Below are 23,398 nucleotides of genomic sequence, written 5' to 3' on the forward strand. Positions count from 1 at the left end.
CATTTTTGTTTGCCCGAAAACTCATTACATACAAAATTTTTGTAAAGTCTATTGTTATTGTGACCGTATTTGTGGTATAATCATTTAAATACGGAATGCCGAAAATTGCCGTTTGAACGGCACAAAATTGTCGGCTGATTTTAATTTTGATTATTACGGAGAATTTTATATGAAAATCGACAACAAAAAGGCAAGAATAATTCTTGCGGTTATTATTGCGGTGAGCCTTGTCATAAGCACGGTTTATATGTTTGCAAAACAGGGCTTTCACGAGGACGAGCTTCTGACCTATAACCTTGCAAATTCCTCAAAACAGCTTAATGTTGACGGAGGTTGGAACAGTCCCGAGGATTTCAACGAGTATCTTGCCGTGTCGCCCGATGACAGATTCGACTATGCTCAGGTATATGAAAATCAGATTATAGATGCGTCGCATCCGCCTCTCTATTACGCACTTGTTCACACGGTCTGTTCGTTCTTTCCGGGCGTGTTCTCAAAATGGCTTGCCTATTCAATAAATGTGCTTGCCATGGCAGGCATTTTGATTATGCTTTATAAAATCGGACGGAAAATCACGGGCAACAATCTTTATGCCTTGATCGGTGTTGGGGCATATGCTCTGAGTATTGCGTGTATTACCACGACGATTTACCTGAGAATGTACGCAACGCTTACCTTCTGGGTGCTTGCGTTCGTTTATATGAGCATAAAGCTCTATGAAAAAAAGAACACCGTCGGCATAAAGGACTGCATTCTGCTTGCAGTTACAGTGCTTTGCGGTGTGCTTACCCAGTATTATTTCATCCTCTTTGCAGGACTTACGGGACTTGTTTTCCTTGTGCTCAAAATCAAGGAAAAGTGCGGTAAAGACCTTATTAAGTACATTATTGCGGCTGTTGTCGGTGCAGGACTTGCACTCTGCATTTATCCGTACATAATCTCGAATGTACTCGGCGGCAACCGTGGACTCAGTTCGCTTGATATGTCGGCGCTTGATATGATTACGGTTGTGACCTATGTTTTCTACAAGCTTTGCACCTATGTTCAGATTCTTGCAAAGGATATGTTTATCAATCAGGTTTGGCTGCTCGGACTTTGTACAGCCGCAGTTATCGGATTCGGAATTTATTTCCGTTTTGTGAAAAAGGTAAAAATCCCTAAAAAGGCGATGTTTGCCGTAGTTCCGGCAGTTTGCTATTTCATCGGCATTTCGCTTGTTTCACCGTTTAACAGCGACCGCTATGTTATGGCGTCACTTCCGCTGATTGCGATGCTTTTTGCATTCTCGTTCATCAGAATTTTCACACTTTTCAAAAATCAGAAGATACGCCTTGCCGTGCCTGTATGCATTTTGCTTGCGTCAGTCACAGCGTTTGTTACGGTTAAGCCCTATTACACATACGGCAAAACAAATCTCTATGAGCCAAAGACAGACAACTGCATTTTTGTCGGAACTGCAATGCTTGAATGGAACAAGTGTATTGACAAGTTTATGAACTACGATAGCACAATGATTGTTCAGAGTTCAAAGTTCTCTCCGACTCTCGGTGATGAGCTTGAAGAATTTGCCGAAAAACGAGGAGTTATCACCAACGGAAAGGTTTCTTCGCTAGCCGAGGCATTTATGTTTAACGGCGACACAAATAAGCAGGAAACCGATAGCATGGAAAAACTCAAAACGGACAAAAAGCTTGCGTCACTTGACGAGGTAACGGTTTATGTTTCCCGCCTTGCAGACAAAGATGATGTGCTTAAATACATAACGGAAAACACAAAATTTAAGAATTATGAGCTTATTCAGGCTGATTACAGCTTTGAAGATTTCTACAACTGGTACGACTATTTTGTTGAAACCGAGTCGTATTGCAATGTTTATCGTTTTTATTAACAGAGGTGTTTAAAATGAATTCGGATAAAATCGATCGCAAAAATTCTATCGGTGTAGCATTTTCGGGCGGTGGACTTCAAGGTATTGCTCACATCGGTGCTGTTCAGGCTCTTTATGAACTCGGAATCCATCCACAGTATGTTTCGGGTACAAGCTCGGGTGCGGCAATGGCGGCAATCGTTGCAATGGGCTGTGATTCCGATGAAATGAAAAGAGTTGCAAAAAAGCATTGGAAAACTCTTGCCGAAATCGACAACGGCCTTATTTTCAAATCTCTTGCACAGCTTATTCTAAATAAAAAGATTCAGAAAGACGGCATCAAGTCGGGTGAACTGATTGAAGATGTTATCCGTGACATTATGAATGAAAAAGGAATAACAGGCTTTGAAAATCTTCCGATTAACCTTTCAATCTGTACGGTTGACACGCTTACAACCGATGAATGTATTTTTACAACCAAGGAAGAAAATCTTGAAAACGAGCATATTCACTACATAACAGGCGCTCCGCTTGAAACTGCTGTTCGTGCAAGTATGTCGTTCCCTGCAATTTACACAACCTGTCCTTATGACAAGTACAACTTTATTGACGGCGGTTCAAAGGACAATTTGCCCGTAAAAATTCTGCGTGATATGGGCGTCGGCAAGGTTCTTGCAATCGGCTTTGATATTATGACCTACAATCCCGACGCAGGCCTTGGCGGTCTTATTAAGGTTATTTGGCGTGCGCTTGATGTTTATTCAATTGACGGCACAAGAGAGTCAAAGAAAATGGCTGACCTTGCAATTGATATCAAGAACGAAAACACACAGCTTTTCTCAATGGACAGCGTTGACGAAACCATTCAGGAGGGCTACGATGCGATTATGGCTCACAAGGACGAAATTTTAAAGGTTTTCGGTGAGCAAAACAGTGCGGAATAATTAAGATTAAAGAGGACTTCTTTTTTGAGAAGTCCTTTTGATGTAGATGAAACGAGGATTTTATGTTAAAAATTTTGAATAAAACCCGAAAGGTATCGGGCAAAATGTCCGTACCGAAACAAATTATGACAACATTCTTTGCTCTGCTTTTTGGCGGTGGCATGGGAATTGTCGCAAAGTTTCTTGATTTGAACAGACTGCCGAGCTTTCTCGATTGGCTTGATTTGTCAAACTTTTTGGGCAGAACAGCACCGTGGATTTTTATTGCCGTGTGCCTTGCCGTATTCAGCAAATCCCCCTTAAAAGCAGGAATTAATGTTTTTGCGTTTTTTGTGGGAATGTTAATAGGGTACTATGTGTGGACAAGTGTTTTTGCAGGCTTTTATCCCGATATTCTGTACCTTATGAGGTGGCTGATTCTTGCTGTTGTATCGCCGTTTTTGGCATTTCTGATTTGGTATGCAAGGGGACGGGGTGCGCTTGCAATCGGAATTTCTTCCGTACTCATAGCAATATTCTGTTGCTTTGCATTTAATCTCAACTTTGCCGATTTCAGAATTCTGTACTTCACCGAATTTATACTTTGGCTTGCAAGCATCGGAATTTTGTTCAAGGATGTAAAACAGAGTGCATTTTCTCTGCTGATTTCAATTCCCGTTGCCCTTTCGCTTGAATACACGGGACTTCTCGGAATTATCGGCATTGGTTGATATTTTTAAATCTCTGTTGTATAATCTAAGTGCAGATTATTTGCATCTCTAAAGTGATGTAAATAATCATAGAAATTCAAAATGTGAAAAATGTAAAAAATTTGCAGGAGGGTGATTTTTGTGGATATCAGCGTTGGCGACAGAGTTGAGATGAAAAAACAGCACCCATGCGGTTGCAAAACCTTTGAAATTCTGCGTGTGGGAATGGATTTTAAGATAAAATGCGAAAAATGCGGCAGAGAGGTTATGGCGCCCCGTGCAAAGATTGAAAAAAATATTAAAAAAATTTTGACGGAGTAAGATATATATGTTTGAAAAAATCGAAATATTTGACAAAAGGTACTCCGAGCTTTCCGAAAGGCTCTACCAGCCGTCAGTAGCGGGCAATCCCGAGGAATATCAGAAAATTATGAAGGAAATCAAGTCGATTGAGGAAATCGTTTTGACCTACCGTAAATACAAAGAGGCTGTTCAGACCGAAAAAGACAGCCTTGAAATTCTTGAGGAAACAAGCGACAAAGAGCTTAAAGAGCTTGCTCAGATTGAGCTTGACGAGGCTAAGGATAATATCAAAAATCTTGCGGAAGATTTGAAAATTCTGCTTTTGCCGAAAGATCCGAACGATGAACGAAATGTTATTGTTGAAATCCGTGGCGGTGCAGGCGGTGAGGAATCGGCTCTGTTCAGTGCGGTTCTGTTCAGAATGTACTCGATGTATGCCGAAAAGAAGGGCTTCAAAATCGAGATTATCAATGCCAATGAAACCGAAATCGGCGGTTACAAGGAAATTTCCTTTATGATTGAGGGCGAGGGTGCATACTCACGCTTTAAGTACGAAAGCGGTGTTCACCGTGTTCAGCGAGTACCCGAAACCGAAAGTCAGGGCAGAGTTCACACATCGACAACAACCGTTGCGGTTTTGCCGGAGGCAGAAGATGTTGAGCTTGAAATTGATCCGAATGACCTCAAAATTGACACCTTCCGTTCAAGCGGCGCAGGCGGTCAGCATATCAACAAAACAAGTTCTGCAATCCGAATCACTCACTTGCCCACAGGTATGGTAGTTGAGTGTCAGGATGAGAGAAGTCAGTACAAGAACAAGGACAAGGCTCTTAAAGTTCTCAAAAGCCGACTTCTCAAGGACAAACAGGACAAACAGGCGAGTGAAATTGCCGAAAACAGAAAAATGCAGGTAGGTACGGGCGACCGCAGTGAGCGAATCCGCACATATAACTATCCGCAGGGCAGAGTAACCGACCACAGAATCGGTCTTACTCTCTACAAGCTTGAAGAAATTCTCAACGGCAGCCTTGACGAAGTGATTGATGCACTTGTTGCCGCTGACAGAGCCGAAAAGCTCAAAGAAAGTATGGAAAAATAATCCGGTGATAATTGTGAAAACATTGTTGTTAAAAAATATTGAGGAAGATATAAAAACCGCCGCAGAGCTGCTTAAAAACGGCGGTGTTGTAGGAATTCCGACCGAAACAGTTTACGGACTTGCGGCTGACGCACTCAACCCCGAGGCTGTAAAGAAGATTTTTAAAGCAAAGGGCAGACCCGGGGATAATCCGCTGATTGTCCACATCTGCGATTTTTTCGATATTGAAAGACTTAACCTTGTGACGAAAATCCCCGACACGGCAAAAAAACTTGCCGATGCGTTCTGGCCCGGACCGCTCACAATGATTATGAAGAAGTCGGATGTTATTCCGAATGAAGTTTCGGCAGGACTTGACACGGTTGCAATCCGTTTTCCGAGCCACAAAACCGCACAGGCGATTATCCGTGAATCGGGTACGGTTCTTGCCGCACCTTCGGCAAATATTTCTGGCTCACCCAGTCCGACAACCGCACAGCATGTTATGAATGATATGGACGGCAAAATTGACGCTGTTCTTGACGGCGGTGCGAGTGAAGTGGGTCTTGAAAGCACGGTAGTCACTCTTGCGGGAGATGTTCCGAGGGTACTTCGCCCGGGCGGAATTACGGTTGAAATGCTTGAAAGTGTCCTCGGCAATGTTGAAGTTGATGATGCGGTTTTGCACAAACTTGCAGACAATGTAAAGGTTGCAAGCCCCGGTATGAAGTACAAGCACTATGCGCCAAGGGCGAGAGTAATACTTCTTAATTGCAACGATGAGCAATATATTGATTATGTAAACAAAAAGGCGGCTGAAGGAGTTGCGGCACTCTGTTGCGACGAGGATATTCCGCTTTTGAAAACTCCCGTTTTCTCTCTCGGAAAACGAAACGACTATACAAGACAGGCTCACACGCTTTTTGACGAGCTTCGCAGAATTGATGAGGACGACAGCGTTAAGGTTGTATATTCAAGACTGCCAAAAACGAACGGCGTCGGAATGGCTGTTTACAACCGACTTATAAGAGCGGCAGGCTTTGAGGTGATTGACCTTGAACAGAATTAAAATTGTCGGTCTTACGGGACAGAGCGGTGCGGGAAAAAGCACGGTTTCGGCATATTTTGCCAAAAACGGAATGTGTGTTATAAATGCTGACGAGATTGTAAAAAATCTTTACACTCCCGATTCCGTATGTTTAAAGGCTGTTTCGGGTGTTTTCGGTCAGGATATTATCCTTTCTGACGGCAACATTGACAGACCGTTGCTTGCCAAAAGGGCATTTTCAAGCAAAGAAAACACACATTTGCTCAATTCAATTGTTCATCCATTTGTTACATATGAATTTATGCAGATGGCGAAACAGGCTCAGACAGACGGCAAAAGCGTTGTGATTTATGACGCTCCTCAGCTTTTTGAAAGCGGTGCCGATGTGTTTTGCGACCTTATTGTAAGCGTTACCGCAAAAAAGGAAATAAGGCTTGAGCGAATCTGCAAAAGGGATAACATTGACATTTCCCGTGCAGAGCTAAGAATGTCTGCACAGCTTGACGAGGAATTTTTCAGAAGTCACAGCGACATTGTTATTGAAAACAATTTTTCTATAGAGCAAGTCGAGCTTGCCGCACAAAAGGCGGCAGAGGCTATTAACAACCTGATGAGGTGATAGGATGCCCCAATCAAGGCGATATAAAAAGAAAAAAAGTGCAGGAAAGGCGATTTTGGCATGGATAATTGTGCTTGCAATTCTTGCGGCGGCAGTATTTGTGTTTGTTTCGGTCTTTTACGAGGACACAAAGAAAAAGCTTGATGAGATGAATTATCCACGCACCTACAGCACATATGTTGAAAAAGCCGCCAAGGATTATGACCTTGATCCTGCGTTGATATATGCCGTAATCCACACGGAAAGCGGCTTTGATCCGAAAGCCGAATCGGGAGTCGGAGCAAAGGGTGTTATGCAGATGATGCCATCGTCCTTTGAGTGGCTACAGGAGCAAAGAGGTTGTGCGGGACAGTACACCGAGGATGACCTGTTTGATCCCGAAATTTGTATTGATTACGGAAGTTATCTTTTAAAATATTTTTACGATTATTACGGCACGGAACGCTCGGCAATTGCCGCATATAATGCCGGCTTTGTCGTAAGCGACTGGCTTAACGATACTAATTACAGTTCGGACGGAAAAAATCTTGATTCCATTCCGTATCCCGAAACAAAGAATTATGTTGACAAGGTTGAAAGTGCCAAGGAAATGTATATAAAACTTTATTATTCACAATCTAATTAAGCGCAGAGATGTTCCGATGCCTTTGGCGGCGGATTTCAAAATAAAATGGTTTTGCCGTGTTTTACGGCACAGAAAGGACGGTTATTATGGCTGAAGAAAAGTCAAAGACAACTTTATTAAAGGAAAAAATTATGATGACCGAACCGAAGGGCGTTAAGGCTCTTTCGGAGGAAGAAATTAAAAAGGCAGACAGCTTTTGCGATGGTTACAAAAAGTTTCTTGATAACTCACCCGTTGAGCGTGAGGCTGTTCGCTATACTGTTGAGCTTGCCAAAAAAGCAGGTTTTGCAGAGTATGAACAGGACAAAGAATATAAGGCCGGCGACAGGCTTTATTATGTAAACCGTGACAAGGCTATTGCTCTTGCTGTAATCGGTAAAAACGGTGTTAAGAACGGTGCAAGGCTTGCAATCGCTCATATTGATTCCCCGAGAGTTGACCTCAAACCGAATCCTCTTTTTGAGGCAAACAATCTTGCTTTCTTTAAGACTCATTACTACGGCGGTCTTAAAAAATATCAGTGGACAACAATTCCGCTTTCACTTCACGGTTCGGTTGTAAAGCTTGACGGTACAAGAGTTGACATCTGCTGGGGCGATGATGAGAACGAAAGCTGTTTCTGCATTACAGACCTTCTTCCGCACCTTGCAAGGGAGCAGGCGTCAAAGCCAATGGCAAAGGCAATTGAGGGTGAAAACCTCAATGTTATCCTCGGCTCTCGTCCGTATGATGCAGACAGCGACGAAAAAGACCTTGTAAAGCTCAATGTAATGGCTGTACTCAATGAGAAGTACGGTATCTGTGAGGGTGATTTCCTTTCGGCTGAGCTCTGCCTTATCCCGTCTTTTAAGTCAAGAGATATCGGTTTTGACAGAAGCATGATCGGCGGTTACGGTCACGATGATAAGGTTTGTGCTTATCCGGCTGTTATGGCGGCTCTTGATGTTGAAATGCCCGAGCAGACTTGTATCACATATCTTACAGACAAAGAAGAAACAGGCAGTGACGGCAACACAGGTATGCAGAGCGACTTTCTCCGTTTCTTCATCTATGACCTTGCAAAGCAGGACGGTGTTGACGGCTACCGTGTCCTTTCAAAAAGTACCTGTCTTTCTGCCGATGTAAATGCCGCATTTGATCCGACTTATGCGTCTGCATATGAGGCTAACAACTGCTCATACATTAACAATGGTGTAATTATTTCAAAATACACAGGTCACGGCGGAAAGTATGACACATCAGATGCGTCTGCCGAATATATGGGAAAAATCAGAGCTATGCTTGAGAACAACGATATTCTCTGGCAGGTCGGTGAGCTCGGCAAGGTTGACGGCGGCGGCGGCGGAACAATCGCAAAGTATGTTGCCAATATGAATGTCGATGTTGTTGATCTCGGCGTTCCCGTGCTCTCAATGCATGCTCCGTTTGAGATTGTTTCCAAGACAGATGTTTATATGGCATACAGAGCATTCTTCACTTTTTTTGATACAAAAGATTAATTTCGGAAAAAATACAAAAAACACTTGATTTTTGCACCAAGTTGTGATATCATACTACTTGCGGCTGATAAAAGGCCGCATATGCGCCGGTAGCTCAGCTGGATAGAGTGTCTGACTACGAATCAGAAGGTCGGGAGTTCGAGTCTCTTCCGGCGCGCCAAGAAAAACGCACTTGTGTAAACAAGTGCGTTTTTCAGTTATATTCGCCTGTCGGCGAGTGATATTGCCGTGCAGTGATATTCGGTCATACCGAGTGATATTGCCTGCGGCAGTTTTAAAGCGAATATAATATCACCGAGAGCGAAAGCGAGCGATAACACATTTATATCACGCCGAGTTAAACGAGGCATATCACCGATAACTTTACAGACATTCGGCTTTGTGATATATTGTATTTTGGGTGATGATTGTGTCTGAAAGTATTTTACGGAATAAATCAAAAGAATTTGCAAAACAGATTGTATATATGTGTCGTGATATCAAAGCAAATGCAAGAGAATCGGTTTTAACTAATCAACTTTTGCGTTCGGGAACAAGTATAGGTGCAAATATTCACGAAGCACAATATGCGCAGGGTAAAAAGGATTTTATCTCCAAGTTGGAAATAGCACAAAAAGAGTGCTTTGAAACTGAATATTGGCTGGAACTTCTTTTTGAAACAGGATATATATCCGAAACCGTATATAAGCCATTGCAAAATCAGTGCGGCACAATCAGGAGAATGCTGATTTCATCGATCAATACAGTAAAGAAAAACGATAAATGAAACATATAAACAGTCTAACGCCGTAAGCGTTTCTGATGATTAAGTTTATCTAATCCTTTACACCTTAAAACTCAGACCTCATCCTTGTACAATAAACACTATCTATTAAAGAATGTTAGTTAAATTTTGTGCAAAGTATGCATAAAATAAAAATTATTGTGTACAATGGCTTAAAAAAATAGATTATAAAGGCTATTTTCAGCATTTCTACTCTTTGAATTTGGAGCAATTTGTGATAGAATGTACATAAAGTGGTTACAAATAGGTAACAATCACTTTGAATTCAAAAAAAGGAGTGTTTCTTTGCGAAATGTTTTAAAAAGTGTTTTTAGCAAAAAGGTTTCTGCGGCAGTTCTCACGGCTGTAATGCTGTTTGTGTCGGTTTTCTCAATGTCGATGATTGCGAGTGCGGCATCGTTCTCACCGAGACTGTCTGCCCCGAGTTTAAGTAACAAATATTATTACAGTGATTTAAATGCTTTTTATAAGTACGGTTACGGTATGCCGAACTGTACAGCATATGCCTACGGCAGAGCTTATGAGATTCTCGGTTCTGAGCCAAAGCTTTCATGGAACAATGCCGAGCAGTGGTACGATTACAACAAGTCTAACGGCTACTACAAGTACGGTCAGACTCCAAAGGTCGGCGCAATTGCCTGCTGGTCATATAACGGTGGCGGCGGTCATGTTGCTGTTGTAGAAAAGGTTGAAAACGGTCAGATTACATTTTCTAACTCTGCATGGAGCGGTAAGAGATTCTACCTTTCCTATGCAAGCACATCCGACAAGAATGCCGGCGGTAACAGCTGGTGGAATTTTCAGGGCTACATTTACCTTGGCGATTTCAGCGGCAGTACAAGCACTACTCAGGCTACAACCAAAAAGGTAACTTATACAACAGGTACATATAAAACAGATGTTGACGATTATCTCAACATGAGAAGCGGTGCGGGTACAAGCTATTCATATGTAACATCTGTTCCGGGCAATGTTACTCTTAATGTAACAAAGGTTTCAACAGCCGGCGGTTACACATGGGGTTACACCTCGTACAACGGCAAGACAGGTTGGGTTGCTCTTGATTTCTGTGCTTTTGTTTCTTCATCAACGGTACAGCCAACAACAGCAAAACCTACTGTACAGCCTACCACAGCCAAAGCCACGGTTCAGCCGACTACTGCAAAGGCAACTGTTCAGCCGACAACAGCCAAGGCTACACAGCCTGCAACAACTGTTCCTGCTGCAACAGTACAGCCTACTACGGTACAGGCAACAACAGCTCCTGTAACTACACAGCCGAGCAATGACAACAACAATGATACTCCGTATATGATCGGCGATGTAAACCTTGACGGTCATGTCAATGTTCTTGACGCAACTGAAATCAGCAAGTACATTGTTTCAATTTCAACACTTTCTGATGTTCAGAGAGAACTTGCGGATTACAACCATGACGGTGAAATTAATGTCGTGGATGCCACAGAAATCCAGAAACTTGTTGTCGGTAATAACTGATAACAACAAAACAAAATCAAAACACGCTTTGCATTTTGCAGAGCGTGTTTTTTGTTTGGAACTTTTATAACAAAGAGGGGTATGCGAGGATGCATACCCTTTTTGAGTTTAATAAGTTTAATATTTAAGCATTATGTCAACGAAAAATTCACCGTTATTGTTGCCTGCATCAAAAATTCCGTCATAGACTTCGGTTATGCTCTTCATGGAGTGAAGTCCGATGCCCTTGCCCTGATGCTTTGTGGACGAATAAGTTTCGCCGTCCATTTTCAAGGGTTTGTCGTAGTTGTTTGTTGAAACAATGTACAAACAGTCACCTTTTATTTCGGAAGTCAGGTTAAAATATCTTTTGCCTTCTTCTACGGTACAGCAACCGTCAATTGCGTTTTCAAGTATGTTGCCGAAAATACTGCAGAGGTCAACATCAAGAATTCTCGATTTGTCTGGCAAATCAATCCGCCAGTTAATGTCAACATTGTTCTCAATCGCCTGTTGACGATAGTGATTGAACAAAGCATTGAGTGCGTCACTTTTGCAGATTCGCACAGGTGCTGTTACAGTAAGCGAATTTTCATACTGGGCAATGTAGTCTTTCAGCGCCGAAAGATTTCCTTCATCTGCAAGTCGGCTCATAACATGAACTGAATGTTTAAAATCATGCCTTGCTTTTGAGGTGTATTTTATGTACGACTGCAACGATTCTGTGTAACTTTTCTGAATTTCAAGAATGTTGTTTCGTTCTGTAAGCTTTGTTTTTTCAATAGTAGTCTTGCTGAAAATGTAGAATAATATGAATACTATAAGATACAATGCAAGCTCAAATATTGTAATGACGAATCCTTTTGCATAAACCTTTCCAACACGAATATTTGCGTAGGAAATCGGTATGATATAGATGTTTGACACCATAAGTGCAATGGGCAAAATTGAAAACAAATACCACACTTTGCCGATATTTATGTTGTCAATCATCCATGCATAGTATTTTGTAAGCGGAACAAGCGCTCCCATTGCCGCAACCGAAAGCCCCATTTGAATCAGGCTATATGAGGTGTTAACTCCTCGTGAGATTTCTTCCTGAAAAAATGAGTTGATAAAATATGCATACAGAGAAAAGAATAAAATCAAACAGCACACACTTATAAAAACAAACAAACAGCGTGCTGTTCCGGCCTTTGTAACGCTTTTAATAAGGAAGAAAAATATTACAAGGTCGGGGAAGAGAACAAAGTTTAAATTCTGAATGTCAAAAGCCGTCATCACAATTGACGAGAGAGAACCGAGTATGATAAATGAACATAAAAAGAGCGTTACTATCTTTGAAATCGGGTATTTTAATTGATTTTTTAACGGTAAAAGGCAGAATAAACTTAACGGTATTATTATGACAAAGCTGAAAAATGCCTGAAGAAATTTTATGAATGCGTCCATGTTCACCTCCGCTGGTTTTCTCTGATTTTTTTGAACATATATTCACGGATACTCTGTTCAATCCGAGTTTTTTCACGAATTTTAATCGGGAATCTTTCACCGTTGCCTGTAACACATACAGAGCCTTCAATGTCCTTTATGTAATCGGCATTCAGCACGATTCCCCTGTTTACGGGTATGAAACGGGTGTCATTGTCTGCAAGCTTGAGAAACTCTGCAATGGTCATTCGTGTGCGATATCTAAGTCCCGAAACAACACCTATGTTGATATAATGTGCATCGGATTCAACAGAAACAATTTCCTTAAGCGAAATCAGCGTGTTTCGACGGTCACACATAACTTCAATGTATTTTGAATTATCCGATACATATGACGAGGCATCATCAAGTACCTTGTAAATCTGCTCAGCTTTGTAGGGTTTTGTTATGTAATGAAAAGCGTGAACGGAAAATGCCTGCATCATAAAATCGGGGCTTGTTGTGACAAATACAATAAGAATATCACGGTCCTTTTCGCGAAGCTTTTCAGCCACGGCAATGCCGTTCATCTTCTCCATAAAAATATCTACAAAGGCTATTTTGTAGGTGTTTTCCTTGAATGAATTGAAAAAAGCTATTCCGTCAGGAAAACAATCAATCTGCACATTTTGCTTGTGTCCGCCAAAATATGCGTTGCAGATTGAGTAGAGAATGTCTGCCTGAGGCTTTTCGTCGTCAATAACTGCAATTTTCAAGATATCGCCTCCTTTGAAATAATTTAATTCGGAGCAATGATTAACTGCACTTAGATTATACCATAAATTTGAAAAATATTATATCCGATTGTCATATGTTTTTGCCAAAAGATTGATGTTTGTGCCAATTTGTTGAAATGTTGCATTAAATTGGCTATCATTGAGGTGATAAAAGCGAAACACGAAAATTGCGGTGTTTCCGTAAATCAAAATCGGAAAGTAAAAAATATCGGAAAGAGGTAATCAACTATGAAAAAAATCAAGAAGTTAGCTTTATTGCTTGCAATTTGTATGGTAGGTACAGTAGGTCTTGTAGGTTGCGGTAATGACGGTGACTCGTCAAGCAAAAACGAAAGTTCGGCATCACAGACTGCTGACGACAATGCAAACAGCGCAGATGACAGCGCTGCTGATTCAAAGGACGGCGATTCATCGGCAAGTGTTGTAGGTACTTGGACTGTAACAGCACTTGAAGGTGCGGACGGTACAGCCGTTTCAATTGATGACTACGCAACAGCAAACGGTGTTGACCCCGAAACTTTGAAATGTACATACACATTTGCAGATGACGGTACATTCTCAGGCGAAATGAGCGGTGTGACTGTTTCGGGCAATTACACATTTGAGGGTACAGATCTCGTTATGACAGTAGGCGAACAGCAGTTTAACTACACATATGACGCTGACAATGATATGCTCAAATACACAGATCCTAACACAGGCCTTTCAAGTTATTGCGAAAGACAGCAGTAATTGTAATCTAATCCCAATTTCCTAATACTACTACACAAAACAACCGCTCACCGAAAAGTGGGCGGTTGTTTGCTTTTTGATATGCGGTTGTCGTTCTGTTGGGCAGATATCATCCGCCTGTACTGATGAATTTTTATGTTTATACACATAGCTTTTTATACAATAAAAGCAGTGTATAATCTGTAGGGGAGAACCGTGTTCTCCCGCAAGTAATCGTACAATTTGTATGTTAAAACAAATTTTGTAAATGTTGCAAACCGGTAGGGCGTTCATTGGACGCCCGCCTTGATGAATGTTTATGTTTATATAATATGTTTTGATATAACATAAACTGTGTATTCAAATTTGCACGCATTGCGTGCAATCGTGTGCAATGCACACGAACGGGCGAACACGGTTGCAATGTTACGCTCGGACATAATATGTTTTTTGACATTACAAACTGTCTTCCCAACATTAATTTTCCATTTTCAATTTTCAATTTTACATTTAATTAAAGCTGTCTTCACTAACATAAAAAGTCGGCTCACCGTTAATTTACTTTATTTGTCGGAGTTCCGTTCAGAAAATTTTTGATGTTGTCCGAAACTATGCCCATAAGGCGTTCTCTGGTTTCAACGGGCGCCCATGCAATGTGGGGGGTGATGATGCAATTTTTTGCCCCCATAAGAATGCAGTCCTCAACCATAGGCTCAACCTTGAGGGTGTCGATTGCCGCACCGCCGAGGTGACCGCTTTCGAGTGCCTCAAGCAAATCTTCTTCAACCATAACACCGCCTCTTGCCGTGTTTACGAACAATGCACCCTGTTTCATTTTGGCAAAGGCATTTTTATCAAACATATTTTCCGACTGTGGATTTAGCGGACAATGAACGCTTACAATGTCGCTTGTTTCAAGAAGTTCGTCAAATGAAACATCTTTGATTCCGTCAATATTTTTCGGAGTTCTGCTCGATGCGATTACATTCATATCAAAAGCGCTTGCAATTTTTGCAACAGCCTTTCCGATGTTTCCGAGTCCGACAATGCCGAGTGTTTTGCCTGCAAGTTCATTCAGCGGATATACAAACGGTGAAAAAGTTTTGCTTCTTTTCCACTTGCCGTCCTGAACAAACCGATTATATTCCGCAGTGTGATTGAAATGTTCAAGAATGAGTGCAAATGTGTGCTGTGCAACCGCATTTGTTGAATATGAACCTGCGTTGCAGACGGTTATGCCGTTTTTGGTGCAGTAGTCAAGGTCAATGTTGTTGTAGCCTGTTGCAAAAAGTCCTATATATTTCAGATTTTTTGCAAGTCGCATTGTGTGCGAATCAAGCAGAGTTTTGTTGCACACAACGATATCTGCATCTGCAATTTTCTCCGCAACCTCTTCATATTTCAAAAGACCGAACGACTCAACCTCACCGAACCGATTAAGCACATCGGCATTTACAATATCGTCAAGAACAGTCTGTGCGTCTGTTAAAACTATTTTCATCTTATCACCTCGTTTTTTACTGACTATAGTATATACCGAAAAATTTTTCCTTGCAATCCAAATCGAAATTTTGTATAATATTCGTGCATAAATTGAAAGGAACGGTATGTTAATGTATAAAAATTATCTTTTTGATTTGGACGGAACTTTGCTTCCCATGGATATGGAAAAATTCGTAAAGCTGTATTTTTCATCGCTCTGCAAGCGTTGCACTCCTGTTATAAAAATCGAACCCGACGCCCTTATAAAGGCGATGTGGGCAGGCACTGACGCTATGACAAAGAACGATAACAGCCGTACAAACCGTGAAGTTTTCTGGGAAACAGCGGGCAAAGTCAGCGGTGCCGACCTTGAAAAGTTTGATGACCTTTTTACCGATTATTACGAAAACGAGTTTATCGTTCCGAAAGATGCTACAAGCTTTACTCCTTATGCAAAGAAAAGCATTGATTTCATAAAGAAAAACGGCGGCAGACTTATTGCCGCAACAAATCCGATTTTTCCGTTTGTTGCAACAAAACGCAGACTTGAATGGGCAGGAGTTTCTCCCGACGATTTTGAACTTGTTACAACATACGAAAACTTTGGTTGCTGCAAGCCGAATCTGAAATATTTTGAAGAAATCTGCAAAAAGCAGGATATCAAGCCCGAAGACAGCATTATGATCGGCAACGATGTTGACGAGGATTTGTGCAGCGCAAAACTCGGCTTTGATACATACCTTATTACCGACACAATTGTGAACAGAGATAATAAGGATTATTCAGACTACAAAAACGGCAGTTTTGAGGAATTTTACAAAGATTTTCTCAAAGGCGATTAAATATGATTATATTGTGCGGTCAGACGGCATTTTGCTTTGTCTGACCGCTTTTTCTGTGTGCATTTAATTTTACTTTTACAGAATACCTTTTAATGCCTTAAATGAAATAAAAAAATAGTCGAATGTGGTATTATGTGATGTGATACAGGTTATCAGACGGGATTTATTTTGTTTTATATCTTAATTAAGCAGGTGAATGAATTATGTCAGAAGTAATCAGAATTTTTGTTGAAAAAAAGGATGGCTTCAATGTTCTTGCAAAGCAGACGCTTTGGGACATCCGCCACAACCTCGGTATGAAGTCTGTCGAAGATCTTCGTTACATTGTGCGTTACGATCTTGAGGGACTTACTAAGGAAGAATATGACAAGGCGAAAACCATTGTTTTGTCAGAGCCTAATGCCGATGTAATCTATGAAGAAACTCTCCCCGTTGAGGACGGCTGGAAGGTATTCGCAATGGAGTATCTCCCCGGTCAGTACGATCAGCGCGGCGACTCTGCCGAGCAGTGCGTTCAGCTTCTTACTCAGGGTGAGCGTTGCAAGGTTCTTACAGCAAGAGTAATTGCTCTCAAGGGCAATATTACAGACGAAGAGCTTGTAAAGGTTGAGGAGTACCTCATCAACCCTGTTGAAAGCCGTCTTGCATCTCTTGAAAAGCCAAAGACTCTTGATATGGAAATTCCCGTTCCAGAAAATGTTAAGAGGGTAGAGGGCTTCAACGGCTGGAATGACGATGAGATGCAGAAGTATTACGATTCAATGGGCTTTGCAATGACACTTGCAGACCTCAAGTTCTGCCGTGATTACTTCAGAGATACAGAGCACCGTGATCCGTCGGTTACAGAACTTCGTGTAATTGACACATACTGGTCGGATCATTGCCGTCACACAACATTCCTCACAAGACTTGAAGAGATTGAGATTGAAAAGTCTGCTCTCGGCAAGGTTATCGAGGACGCACTCAGCGAGTATTATGCAACCCGTGACGAGGTTTACGGCAAGGATACAAAGAGAATCGTTTCACTTATGGATATGGCTCTCATCGGTATGAAGTCACTCAAGAAAAAGGGACTCATTCCCGACCTTGACGAAAGTGAAGAAATCAATGCCTGCTCAATTCAGGTTCCCGTTACTATAGATGGAAAAACAGAACAGTGGCTCGTTCAGTTCAAGAACGAAACTCACAACCACCCGACAGAAATCGAGCCTTTCGGCGGTGCCGCAACCTGTCTTGGCGGTGCAATCCGTGATCCGCTTTCAGGCCGTTCATATGTATATCAGGCTATGCGTGTTACAGGCTCGGGCGATCCGACAATTCCTTTCAAGGATACAATGCACGGCAAGCTCCCTTCACGCAAAATTACAACAGGTGCCGCTCAGGGTTACAGCTCATACGGTAACCAGATCGGTCTTGCAACAGGTCAGGTAACCGAGCTTTACGATCAGGGCTATGTTGCAAAGAGAATGGAAATCGGTGCTGTTATCGGCGCATCTCCAAAGGAAAATGTTATCCGTGAAACCCCTCTTCCCGATGATGTAATCGTACTTCTCGGCGGAAGAACAGGCCGTGACGGCTGCGGCGGTGCAACAGGTTCTTCAAAGGCTCACGATGAAAACTCAATCGAAACCTGCGGTGCAGAGGTTCAGAAGGGTAATCCTCCGACAGAAAGAAAAATTCAGCGTTTGTTCCGCAACCCCGAAACTGCAAAGCTCATCAAGAGATGTAATGACTTCGGTGCAGGCGGTGTTTGCGTTGCTATCGGTGAACTTGCCGACGGTCTTACGGTTGACCTCGACAAGGTAACAAAGAAATATGACGGCCTTGACGGTACGGAGCTTGCTATATCCGAAAGTCAGGAAAGAATGGCTGTTGTTCTCGATAAAAAAGATGTTGACAAGTTTATTTCACTTGCATCAAAAGAAAACCTTGAGGCTACAGCCGTTGCGGTTGTAACCGAAAGTCCTCGTCTTACAATGAACTGGAGAGGCGACACAATAGTTGACCTCAGCCGTGAGTTCCTCAACACAAACGGTGTTACTCAGGTTGCCAAGGCTTATATTGAGGCTCCGAAGTGGGAAGGCTGCTACCGTAAGGTTGCTCCCGCAAAGCTTAAAGATATGCCTGCTGACGAGGCATTCCTTGAAAATATGTCAAGACTTGAAGTTTGCTCACAGATTGGTCTTGCAGAAAGATTTGACGCATCAATCGGTGCGGCTACGGTAATTATGCCGTTCGGCGGTAAGAATCAGCTCACTCCTCAGGAGGCTATGGCTGCAAAGATTCCGCTTGAGAAGGGCGAAACAGACGATGCAACAGCAATGAGTTACGGCTATATTCCCGGTGTTTCACGCTGGAGTCCGTTCCACGGCTCGGCTTATGCAGTTGTTGAATCGCTTTCAAAGCTGCTTGCAATCGGCGCAAACCCGATGACAGCAAGACTTACATTCCAGGAATATTTTGAAAGACTTAAAGATGTTCCTTCCCGTTGGGGTAAACCTGCCGCAGCACTCCTCGGTGCTATGCAGGCTCAACTCAAGCTCGGACTTCCGTCAATCGGCGGTAAGGACAGTATGTCGGGTACATTTGAGGATATTGATGTTCCGCCTACACTCGTAAGTTTTGCCGTTGCAATGACAAAGGCATCAAAGACAATTTCAACAGAATTCAAGAACGCAGGTTCAAAGGTTATCTTTGTTCCCGTTCCCGAAAATAAAGAAACACTTATGCCTGTATGGGATAAGCTTATCGAAATGTACAACGCTGTTTATGCTCTCTGCGAGGATGGCAAGGTGCTTTCTGCATCGGTTGTTAAAGAGGGCGGTACTGCCGCAAGCGTATGTAAGGCTTGCTTCGGTAACGGCTTTGGCTTTAAGTTTGCAAACGAGCTCACAAATGACGAGCTTTTCGCTCCGCTTTCGGGTTCGCTTGTTATCGAACTTGCAGACGGTGCAGAGCTTTCAGACGATGTTCTTCACTATGACCTCGGTACTGTTACGAACGATGCAAAGATTACTGTAAACGGCAAGGAAATCGAACTTTCCGCACTCCTCGAAAAGTGGACTGCTCCGCTTGAAAAGGTATTCCCGACAAAGGCTGAAGTGCCTGAAATCGAAGTTGATGTTCCGCTTTACAGCGAGAGAAATACATCTTCACCTGCAATCAAGGTTGCAAAGCCTACTGTATTTATCCCTGTATTCCCGGGTACAAACTGCGAGGTTGATACGGCAAGAGCATTTGAAAAAGCAGGTGCAAATGTTGAAATGCTTATCGTCAAGAACCTTTCTTCAAACGATATCGAGGAAACAATTGACGAAATGGAAAAGCTCATTGCAAAGTCACAGATGATTATGCTTCCGGGCGGTTTCTCAGGTGGTGACGAGCCTGACGGTTCAGGTAAGTTCATTGCAACAACATTCCGCAACCCGAGAATTGCAGAGCAGGTTAACAACCTTCTCAAGAATCGTGACGGTCTTATGCTCGGTATCTGTAACGGATTCCAGGCTCTTATCAAGCTCGGACTTGTTCCTTACGGCGAAATCAGAGAGCTTAAAGCAAATGATCCGACGCTCACATTCAACACAATTGGCAGACATATTTCACATATGGCTTATACAAGAGTTACTTCCGTTAAGTCACCGTGGTTTGCAAATGTCAACGCAGGCGATGTGTTTGCTGTTCCCGTGTCACACGGTGAGGGCAGATTTATGGCTGATGTTGAAACTGTAAAAGAACTTGCAAAGAACGGTCAGATTGCAACACAGTATGTTGACCTTGCCGGCAACCCAAGCAGCGACATTGAGTTCAACCTCAACGGCTCTGTTTGTGCAATTGAGGGTATCACATCACCTGACGGCAGAGTTCTCGGTAAAATGGGACACAGCGAGAGAAAGGGCGAAAACCTTTACAAAAATGTTCCGTTCGCAAAAGACCAGCAGATTTTTGAAAGCGGTGTAAAATACTTTAAGTAATTTATAACCGAATATTTTATATAAAAACTAAGATGATGATGAATTAAGTGATAATGAAATCGGCTCAGACAGTGATGAAAAAGAGTCGATTTTTAAAAAAATATCAAAAATATCAGAAAATATAACAGGTTTATTTAACGGAATCGGCGATGTGATTTCTAATCCGACAAAAGCACGTGATGATTTATATGTGCTTGATTATGCGATGAATATGTTCAGTTACCACACCTATAATAAAGAGGGTATTTATAATCTGGCTCTTAAAGATAAAGTAAGCGGACTTGATAACATTAATACTGTCAAAAATTTAGGAAGTAAGACTTCATCGTCACTTGGCTGTACATATGCTGAGGCTTGGAAAAATGAAGACACAACATTTACCGACAATAAGACTTTGACTAATAATATGATAAACCTAGAAAATAACTATTCATTCGGAAATGAAATCGAGTATATATTGAATGGTAAAAATAATGAAGCGAATAAATCAGCAATATTTGCGAAGATTTTTATGATTAGATATGCGTTTGACCTTGGCCCCCAGTTTTCTTATCATTGGGATTTTAATACAGGATATGATTTAAATCAATTTGCTATTACTGTAAATACCGCATGTCCTTTTATACCTGCTGTACTTGTAAAAACTGTTGCTGTTCTCGCACTTACTGCTGCCGAAGCGGCATCTGACCTTAATGAGCTTAAGGCAGGTATGAAGGTTAAGCTTGTGAAAGGTAAAGATGATTTAAAATTTACCTTTAGTGTTGATTGTCTGACAAATCTCGTTAATAATACAGCAACCGCAGAATCGGGGACAGGAACACCTGCGTCCGAGCTTAATAGTCTATCTTATTTTCAGTACAGCGATTATCTTTCAATATTTTTATTTATTGATCTTATAAATACAAATAAGGAAAATGAGATTATGACAAGAATAGGAGATGTGATAGGTCGAAATGTTGGTGTGGCGAAAGGCTATTCAAACAGTGGCGATGAAATTTTCAAAATGTCTGAAGCAAACACCTATTATTGCCTCAAAACAAAAGTGCAGGTTCAACCTTTACTGCTTTCGTTACCGTTGCTTCAGGATGACAAGTTTAATAAATCCTCGTCTGTATCCTGGTGGACATGGGAATATTCTATTGTAAGAGGATATAATTAATAAGTGTTTGTGTATTTTAAACTTATATTTTTTAACTTATGTTTAATGTAAAATGTTTTAGGAGAGGAAATTATGAAAAAATCTAATAAAATAAAATCAATATTCTTAATATTAGCTATTATTACTACGGCGGTAGCTTATGGTGGCTGCGCTAATTCAACGGTAAGCAATTCCTCAGATAATATTGAAGTAACTTCAGTTGATTCGTCTTCTAAAGATAGTCCGGAAACAAAGCTGACAGAATCAAAGGACGAGGAATTTTCTTCAAATATCAGAGATGACGGAAATATGGATATAATTGCTTACGACGGTGAAGCCAACATTATAAACGTTCCCGATTCTGTTGACGGTAAACCGGTTATTGAAATAAGAGGATATTTTTTACGAGGTAGTGATAATGTTTTAGAAATTAATGTTCCCGACACTATAACAGAAATAAGTGAACAAGCATTTGCTCTTTGCGCAAATTTAGAAAAACTAACAATGGGCAACGATGTGCAGAAAATCGGACAATCTCTTTGTCTTGGTGATTCAAAACTAAAACAAGTTGTGCTTTCACAGTCGTTATCGGAAATTTCACATTACGCTTTTCAGAATTGTACTTCACTCGAAGAAATTACAATTCCCGACAGTGTTACAACAATAGGTTTTGCTTTCTCTGGATGCACAGCCCTTAAAGAAATACATATGACTGATTCCGTAACATTCATAGGCGTTCCGGAAGATAATGAAGAATGCAATGTTTTTGAAGATTCTGATAATTTAACAATTTATGCGCCTGCAGGCTCATATGCCGAACAGTATGCAAAGAATAATAATATTACCTTTGTTGCGGAATAGAAATATTTATTAAAACAAATTTTAAACGTTCGGTGGGTGAATGTAATGCCGAATAAAATAAAAAATGTTGTACTAAATGAACAAGGTGCTATTGTTGTCAAAACAACAATTTCCCTTACAGCATTTATGTTTTTAATAGTAACAATCCTGACTATTATTAATATATGTTATGCTCAAGCCAAAATCGGCGTTGCAGTCAATACAACATCTAAGGAAATTTCAGAATATTCTTATCTTTATAACCTTACTGGATTAAGAGAAAAACAAGGCGATTTGTATTCTGAGGGTGAAGATGCCAAAAAAACTATAGATGAAACTCTTGACGGTGTGGTTTCAGTCTTTAATTCGGTTGAAGGGATAAGTGACACAGCAACAGGTATTACTATTGATAATATAGGCGACTCATTTGAAGGTATCCAAGGAAATATAAATGATATAGATTCCAGTGTCGATTCAATTCAGTCAAACATTGATTCAATTGTGGTTTGCAAATGTCAACGCAGGCGATGTGTTTGCTGTTCCCGTGTCACACGGTGAGGGCAGATTTATGGCTGATTTTGAAACTGTAAAGGAACTTGCAAAGAACGGTCAGATTGCAACACAGTATGTTGACCTTGCCGGCAACCCAAGCAGCGACATTGAGTTCAACCTCAACGGTTCTGTTTGTGCAATTGAGGGTATCACATCACCTGACGGCAGAGTTCTCGGTAAAATGGGACACAGCGAGAGAAAGGGCGAAAACCTTTACAAAAATGTTCCTTTTGCAAAAGACCAGCAGATTTTTGAAAGCGGCGTAAAATACTTCAAGTAATTTATAACCGAATATTTTATATAAAAACTAAGGACATCCGTTTTTTGGATGTCCTTGTTGTTTGTGCGGTGTCAAATTATATCGGTTATCGGTGACTGTTAAACTTGCATTTCTGCTGTTTTTAACATATAATAATGTAAACGGGTTATTATTTAAAGTAGAGTGAAAGGAGTTATTTATGAAAAAAGTAGATTATCTTGTAACGGCTAAATGTGAAGCTTTGTATGAATACGCAAATTCTGTTATGGCAAAGTATGAAGATTATCTTGATTCGGAATCGGCTTTGGATTGCATAAAAAATATTTATGACGATTTGTGTGATTATAACACTAAAATTTTACTCTGCGACAGTATTGAACGATATGAGTTATTACTAAAAAATATAAAGGAATTTGATTCAATAATTAAACACGTTTCAGATTCTGTAATGTCGGGTGTTTGAT

At 41.2% G+C, this 23,398-nt stretch carries 21 protein-coding genes, 1 tRNA gene and 1 pseudogene; 20 read left to right on the top strand and 3 right to left on the bottom strand.

The features are described from left to right. Window positions 1–169: 169 nt before the first annotated feature. From WMO31_RS06890 to WMO31_RS06945, 12 genes are all read left to right on the top strand, one after another. Complete coding sequence (locus tag WMO31_RS06890; RefSeq protein WP_309372685.1) at window positions 170–1,888, top strand: glycosyltransferase family 39 protein; 1,719 nt, start codon at window positions 170–172, stop codon at window positions 1,886–1,888. Between the two features lie 14 nt (window positions 1,889–1,902). Beyond that, the gene (locus tag WMO31_RS06895) at window positions 1,903–2,811 is read left to right on the top strand and encodes a patatin-like phospholipase family protein (RefSeq protein ID WP_015522820.1); all 909 of its coding nucleotides are present in this window, start codon (window positions 1,903–1,905) and stop codon (window positions 2,809–2,811) included. A gap of 62 nt (window positions 2,812–2,873) precedes the next feature. Next, a complete protein-coding gene (locus WMO31_RS06900; RefSeq protein ID WP_367999443.1) occupies window positions 2,874–3,521 on the top strand; it encodes a hypothetical protein in 648 nt (215 codons plus the stop codon). Window positions 3,522–3,641: 120 nt separating this feature from the next. Further along, the gene (locus WMO31_RS06905) at window positions 3,642–3,821 is read left to right on the top strand and encodes a DUF951 domain-containing protein (protein WP_021882642.1); all 180 of its coding nucleotides are present in this window, start codon (window positions 3,642–3,644) and stop codon (window positions 3,819–3,821) included. 7 nt (window positions 3,822–3,828) lie between these two features. Beyond that, on the top strand, window positions 3,829–4,902 hold the full coding sequence (gene prfA, locus WMO31_RS06910) for a peptide chain release factor 1 (protein ID WP_195231270.1): 1,074 nt from the start codon (window positions 3,829–3,831) through the stop codon (window positions 4,900–4,902). A gap of 13 nt (window positions 4,903–4,915) precedes the next feature. Next, entirely contained in the window at window positions 4,916–5,950 is a 1,035-nt protein-coding gene (locus tag WMO31_RS06915) for an L-threonylcarbamoyladenylate synthase (protein WP_367999444.1), read from the top strand. Next, window positions 5,937–6,548, top strand: coding sequence for a dephospho-CoA kinase (gene coaE, locus WMO31_RS06920; RefSeq protein WP_117524076.1), 612 nt, complete (start codon window positions 5,937–5,939; stop codon window positions 6,546–6,548). The genes WMO31_RS06915 and coaE overlap by 14 nt, the downstream gene beginning before the upstream one ends. Before the next feature lie 55 nt (window positions 6,549–6,603). Further along, window positions 6,604–7,173: a lytic transglycosylase domain-containing protein gene (locus WMO31_RS06925; RefSeq protein ID WP_181983317.1), complete on the top strand. Its 570-nt coding sequence runs from the start codon at window positions 6,604–6,606 to the stop codon at window positions 7,171–7,173. Between the two features lie 86 nt (window positions 7,174–7,259). Next, window positions 7,260–8,672, top strand: a complete 1,413-nt coding sequence (locus tag WMO31_RS06930) for an aminopeptidase (protein WP_367999445.1) — start codon at window positions 7,260–7,262, stop codon at window positions 8,670–8,672. An 83-nt stretch (window positions 8,673–8,755) separates the two neighbouring features. After that, window positions 8,756–8,832 (top strand) — tRNA-Arg (locus WMO31_RS06935). A gap of 249 nt (window positions 8,833–9,081) precedes the next feature. After that, window positions 9,082–9,438 carry a four helix bundle protein gene (locus WMO31_RS06940; RefSeq protein WP_242956475.1) on the top strand — a complete coding sequence of 119 codons (357 nt, stop codon included), beginning with the start codon at window positions 9,082–9,084 and terminating at the stop codon, window positions 9,436–9,438. 303 nt (window positions 9,439–9,741) lie between these two features. Continuing rightward, on the top strand, window positions 9,742–10,953 hold the full coding sequence (locus WMO31_RS06945) for a CHAP domain-containing protein (protein WP_181315098.1): 1,212 nt from the start codon (window positions 9,742–9,744) through the stop codon (window positions 10,951–10,953). A gap of 117 nt (window positions 10,954–11,070) precedes the next feature. Here the strand turns inward: WMO31_RS06945 and WMO31_RS06950 are convergent, their stop codons facing one another. Both WMO31_RS06950 and WMO31_RS06955 read right to left on the bottom strand, forming a co-directional pair. Next, a complete protein-coding gene (locus WMO31_RS06950) occupies window positions 11,071–12,384 on the bottom strand; it encodes a sensor histidine kinase (RefSeq protein ID WP_367999446.1) in 1,314 nt (437 codons plus the stop codon). A gap of 2 nt (window positions 12,385–12,386) precedes the next feature. Further along, the gene (locus tag WMO31_RS06955) at window positions 12,387–13,118 is read right to left on the bottom strand and encodes a LytR/AlgR family response regulator transcription factor (protein WP_101106252.1); all 732 of its coding nucleotides are present in this window, start codon (window positions 13,116–13,118) and stop codon (window positions 12,387–12,389) included. A gap of 249 nt (window positions 13,119–13,367) precedes the next feature. On the opposite strand from WMO31_RS06955, the gene WMO31_RS06960 reads away from it, so the two are divergent. Then, window positions 13,368–13,871 carry a hypothetical protein gene (locus WMO31_RS06960; RefSeq protein ID WP_015522814.1) on the top strand — a complete coding sequence of 168 codons (504 nt, stop codon included), beginning with the start codon at window positions 13,368–13,370 and terminating at the stop codon, window positions 13,869–13,871. A 532-nt stretch (window positions 13,872–14,403) separates the two neighbouring features. On the opposite strand, the gene WMO31_RS06965 is transcribed toward WMO31_RS06960, so the two are convergent. Continuing rightward, window positions 14,404–15,351 carry a D-2-hydroxyacid dehydrogenase gene (locus WMO31_RS06965; protein ID WP_015522813.1) on the bottom strand — a complete coding sequence of 316 codons (948 nt, stop codon included), beginning with the start codon at window positions 15,349–15,351 and terminating at the stop codon, window positions 14,404–14,406. Between the two features lie 112 nt (window positions 15,352–15,463). On the opposite strand from WMO31_RS06965, the gene WMO31_RS06970 reads away from it, so the two are divergent. From WMO31_RS06970 to WMO31_RS07000, 7 genes and pseudogenes are all read left to right on the top strand, one after another. After that, on the top strand, window positions 15,464–16,174 hold the full coding sequence (locus tag WMO31_RS06970; RefSeq protein ID WP_169923250.1) for an HAD family hydrolase: 711 nt from the start codon (window positions 15,464–15,466) through the stop codon (window positions 16,172–16,174). A 203-nt stretch (window positions 16,175–16,377) separates the two neighbouring features. Then, window positions 16,378–20,145 carry a phosphoribosylformylglycinamidine synthase gene (locus WMO31_RS06975; protein WP_117886530.1) on the top strand — a complete coding sequence of 1,256 codons (3,768 nt, stop codon included), beginning with the start codon at window positions 16,378–16,380 and terminating at the stop codon, window positions 20,143–20,145. A gap of 151 nt (window positions 20,146–20,296) precedes the next feature. Next, entirely contained in the window at window positions 20,297–21,304 is a 1,008-nt protein-coding gene (locus WMO31_RS06980; RefSeq protein ID WP_101106254.1) for a DUF5702 domain-containing protein, read from the top strand. Window positions 21,305–21,376: 72 nt separating this feature from the next. Further along, complete coding sequence (locus tag WMO31_RS06985) at window positions 21,377–22,144, top strand: leucine-rich repeat domain-containing protein (protein WP_367999447.1); 768 nt, start codon at window positions 21,377–21,379, stop codon at window positions 22,142–22,144. A 45-nt stretch (window positions 22,145–22,189) separates the two neighbouring features. After that, entirely contained in the window at window positions 22,190–22,681 is a 492-nt protein-coding gene (locus WMO31_RS06990; RefSeq protein ID WP_337943679.1) for a hypothetical protein, read from the top strand. After that, window positions 22,626–22,955 (top strand): annotated as a pseudogene (locus WMO31_RS06995) (phosphoribosylformylglycinamidine synthase subunit PurQ); the annotation flags it as partial. The gene WMO31_RS06990 and the pseudogene WMO31_RS06995, both read left to right, overlap by 56 nt. Window positions 22,956–23,133: 178 nt before the next feature. Beyond that, the gene (locus WMO31_RS07000) at window positions 23,134–23,397 is read left to right on the top strand and encodes a hypothetical protein (RefSeq protein WP_015522807.1); all 264 of its coding nucleotides are present in this window, start codon (window positions 23,134–23,136) and stop codon (window positions 23,395–23,397) included. Window position 23,398: the final 1 nt, after the last annotated feature.

The sequence above is a fragment of the Ruminococcoides intestinale genome (assembly GCF_040095935.1).
In the GTDB taxonomy this organism is placed as follows: Bacteria; Bacillota; Clostridia; order Oscillospirales; family Acutalibacteraceae; genus Ruminococcoides; species Ruminococcoides intestinale.